Below are 3,527 nucleotides of genomic sequence, written 5' to 3'. Positions count from 1 at the left end.
GAAATTGCTGAAAAAGCCCCTTGAAGATTCTGCATTTCCATTTAAAAGTTTGTGAAGGATTATTCTTAAACAAACGGGTAGCGATAGTTGAGGAATAGGAACTATATAGGTGGTGTAATTTTTGCAAGTATTTATAAAAGATGTTGGTAGGTCAATTGAGTTATTTTTCTTTTTGGCAGTAGGCTTCTATTTAACTTTAAATATGGCAGGTAATTTCTACGGAAGATATGGAATTGAATTTAGGGGGAATATTTGGGTTAACTGGTTTGGAATTTCATATTTTCTCTTTGTAGTTTATACAGCAATTATGGGATCTTTTATATTTAAGGAAGCTAAATTTTATAATCGATTTCTCACATCAAAGATTTTTTGGCTCTTATTTGTCTGTTCTATTTATATAATTTTAGTTCCCTTTTTAAAAGGGGAGAATCCATTCTAAATAAAAATTACATGGGGTTTCCTATTCAACAAACGGAGGCATTAGTTATACAAGGTATCCATGTGAATTCTAATATTAGCATAAAAAACTATGCGAGGTGTCCCATGATTAATATACCATTTCGAATAAGATTAAAAGAATTGCTCATCGATTATCTGGTCATACTTGCTTATTTACTCATATTGTTGATTGTCAACCTCGGAATCATTTTTTTTATTTTAGACAGAATGCCAGAATATACAGAAATGCAAACACAACTGATAGCCGCATTTACGTCCGTAATACCAATCATCTTTTTATTTTCATATTTAGATTACTTCAAAAGTGGATCTGTGGGAAAAAGAGTATCTGGGCTAAAGCTGATATACAAAAGGCGTAGATTCAGTTCAAGTTTAACAAGAAACATCATCAAGTTCTTGCCTTGGCAGTTAGGACATATAGGGGTTATTCATGGGATGTATAGTGATTTTTCTATAACTGCTATTGTCATCATGAACAGCGGCACCCTACTTGGATTAATATTGCTGTTTATGGGATTATTCAGAAAAGATAAACGGCATTTGGGAGATCTGATAGCAGGTACAAAAGTAGAGTTACATTAAGCTGTTTTATACATTTCCTGATGTTAATTGGTGTCTTGGTATTTAGTGTTGGAATAGCTATCACATAATATAGTTATTAAGTTATAGGGTGCGAGTGCCCAACAAGGAGTAGTCGCTTCTTGTGCTAATGAAGCAGAGAGATGACTTTTTTATGTGTAGATATGGTTCGATATGAAGGGAGAATGTCAATGTTAATATCAACTTTACTGAGTTTGGGAAGTCTGATACTCGGACTTGTTGCATGGACTGTTCCGTTTTTCGCTATGAAAAACCCTAAAAAGGATGCAGTGAAGATTTGCTCTTTCATAATTGTCAGTTTTAGTGCTTGTATAGCATCACTGTGTTTGCAACTGTACGAAATTAATCATAGAGTACAAATTCAAGATTGGTCGGCACTCATGGACACAATGGGCACGTTAATATGGGTTGCTGTAATACTTTCTGTAATAACATTCATACTTAATATAATGGTGTTAGTTATATGCCACGAAAAAGAAACAAAAATTTATTAACCTGTTGCTAAAAATTCCTATTATGAATCGTAGATTGTGAAAAAGTTCACTTAGAGTAACGGTTGGTATTAGTGGAGGATCTGTTGTAAAGGCAGTTCCTCCTGTTGTTGAAGTAACGAGCAGGATTGTTGAACAAAAAGCAATATTAGTATTTGAAAGAGGTGGCGAATTGAAATTTATTGAAACAATAACCTCAGCTTTAATTTGTACGATAATTATATCGTTGGGGTTGTCTTTATTAATTTATATTCCTATCCAACAAGCAGCAGGGTTTACATTTTCATCTATATTTCTTGCTTATGTTACTTACTCATTGCCTATTTTTTTAATAGGTGGTATTGTGTCTTCGCTTGTTGTCGAAAAAATATATAAACAACTACAACTCAAAAAGGAAATAGCCTATTATCCTTTAGCCCTAATTTTATACGCGTTTGCTGGTATCCTTTTTAATTACTACTTTTATATTTCTATTATTAACAACGAATGGGGGAATAGCGTTTTTTATATGTTTGTTGGTATTTTAGGGTCTTGTTTATACTTTCATATTTTACTTCTTACCAGAAAAACGTTACATAGAATTTTAACTAATAATTAGCAATAATGTCATATTTGAATAAGAAAGTATAACTCCTCTTATAGCACTAAAGGGGGCTTATTTTAATAAGACCTTGGAACGATCTTTCGTTATCAGGAACCATTTTCCAAGAGGAGAAGAAGTGACTTTTTAAACTTTTAGCTTAGGAGGATGCGTATTGTTAAAAATACTAAGAATCATCTTTGCAATCATTGTTCTTATATTAGGTGGATATGGTTCGATAACTGGAAATTACGAAGCAATGCCATATATGATGTTCTTCTTAGGGGCAATGCTGTTTGTTATGGGTGTGTCCGAAATCAAAATGGAGCGAAAGCGAATGGGATATTTTAGTATTATTGTTTCACTATTTGTTTTTTACGTTTCTATGGAAGGATTCTTATTCAATTAGAGAGTGCATTTCTGAAAGAAGTGAAAGCATATTAAAGGAGGCAGTTTGTTTGATTCATCTTATATTTGGTGCTGCTGCAACAGCCAGTTTAAAACATGCTCTACGTAGGAAAAATCATCAAGTTATTGGATTTCCTATTGATTTTTCTATTGGACCAATTACAAACATTCATAAAGAAAATGGTATTCATGACTATTTTTCTTGGTTGAACTCTTCATTCCACACGATGTGGAGATACTTGGAAGGTGACCAAACTACTTATCACCATTCGTTACAAAAGTTGTTAGAAATAGAGGATGGTGAGCAAGTAACGATTTGGACTTGTGAAAATACAACAGAGCAAATTGGACTTAGAATCAGCTGCTACTTGTTAATAGGTAAGGAAGTTGATTTAAGTTATGTAAATACATTTCATGCCATCAATTATTATACAAAGCACATGGATGTCAAAATTGATATTCGTCAAACTGCGGATTGTAATGCTGAGCAGCTCACTCATTTTTATGAGCATTCGACTTATCCAATTTCAGAGAAGATGAAAAATGATTATGTACGAGATGGAGAAAAGTTGCTAAATAGTAAAAGTATTGTTCGTACTTGGAGGAATGGAGAAATAGTTGATGACGTAGAAACAAGAGACGATTCGTTTATATTGGATTGTGCCGATAGGATACATAATGAAAGGGGAAATCAAGGATTTATAAATGCAACAAGAGTTATTGGTGAAGTGCTGGGTCATTCAGAGCAATTATTGACTGATATTTGGATCGAATATCGAGTACGGTCTCTCATTCATTCTAATCAATTGGCATATGAAGGAAATCTTCGAGCAATGCGTAAATATAAAATAAAAGTTCTGCATTAATTTACTTTAAGAACTGAAAAGACCTTTGTGTAAGGATAGTCGCTTGTTGTGCTCCCTCAGTTAGATTCATATAGCTCTCAAATACTCACTTATTCGCAGGATTTCAAAACACTTGGATGAAAG

5 protein-coding genes are annotated in these 3,527 nt (G+C 33.2%); all 5 read left to right on the top strand.

What is annotated here, in order from left to right; genetic code table 11:
• The first annotated feature begins 121 nt into the window (after positions 1-121).
• The 5 genes from PQ474_RS25760 (at position 122) to PQ474_RS25740 (ending at position 3,404) form a co-directional block, all read left to right on the top strand.
• Positions 122-439, top strand: coding sequence for a hypothetical protein (locus tag PQ474_RS25760; RefSeq protein ID WP_273848432.1), 318 nt, complete (start codon positions 122-124; stop codon positions 437-439).
• A gap of 104 nt (positions 440-543) precedes the next feature.
• Positions 544-1,041 carry an RDD family protein gene (locus PQ474_RS25755; RefSeq protein ID WP_273848431.1) on the top strand — a complete coding sequence of 166 codons (498 nt, stop codon included), beginning with the start codon at positions 544-546 and terminating at the stop codon, positions 1,039-1,041.
• 681 nt (positions 1,042-1,722) lie between these two features.
• The gene (locus tag PQ474_RS25750; protein WP_273848430.1) at positions 1,723-2,148 is read left to right on the top strand and encodes a hypothetical protein; all 426 of its coding nucleotides are present in this window, start codon (positions 1,723-1,725) and stop codon (positions 2,146-2,148) included.
• Between the two features lie 157 nt (positions 2,149-2,305).
• On the top strand, positions 2,306-2,539 hold the full coding sequence (locus PQ474_RS25745; protein WP_273848429.1) for a YczI family protein: 234 nt from the start codon (positions 2,306-2,308) through the stop codon (positions 2,537-2,539).
• 49 nt (positions 2,540-2,588) lie between these two features.
• Complete coding sequence (locus PQ474_RS25740; RefSeq protein ID WP_273848428.1) at positions 2,589-3,404, top strand: DUF1835 domain-containing protein; 816 nt, start codon at positions 2,589-2,591, stop codon at positions 3,402-3,404.
• Positions 3,405-3,527 lie beyond the last annotated feature (123 nt).

Origin of the sequence: Halalkalibacter alkalisediminis, from assembly GCF_028610705.1 — a bacterium.
Taxonomy (GTDB): Bacteria; Bacillota; Bacilli; order Bacillales; family Bacillaceae_D; genus Halalkalibacter; species Halalkalibacter alkalisediminis.
Note: the sequence above shows the minus strand (reverse complement) of the source record. Positions and strands in the feature narration are given on the sequence as shown.

Coding starts and splice junctions, on each gene's coding strand:
- PQ474_RS25755 (WP_273848431.1), top strand. CDS start 544: ATGATTAATATACCATTTCGAATAAGATTAAAAGAATTGCTCATCGAT.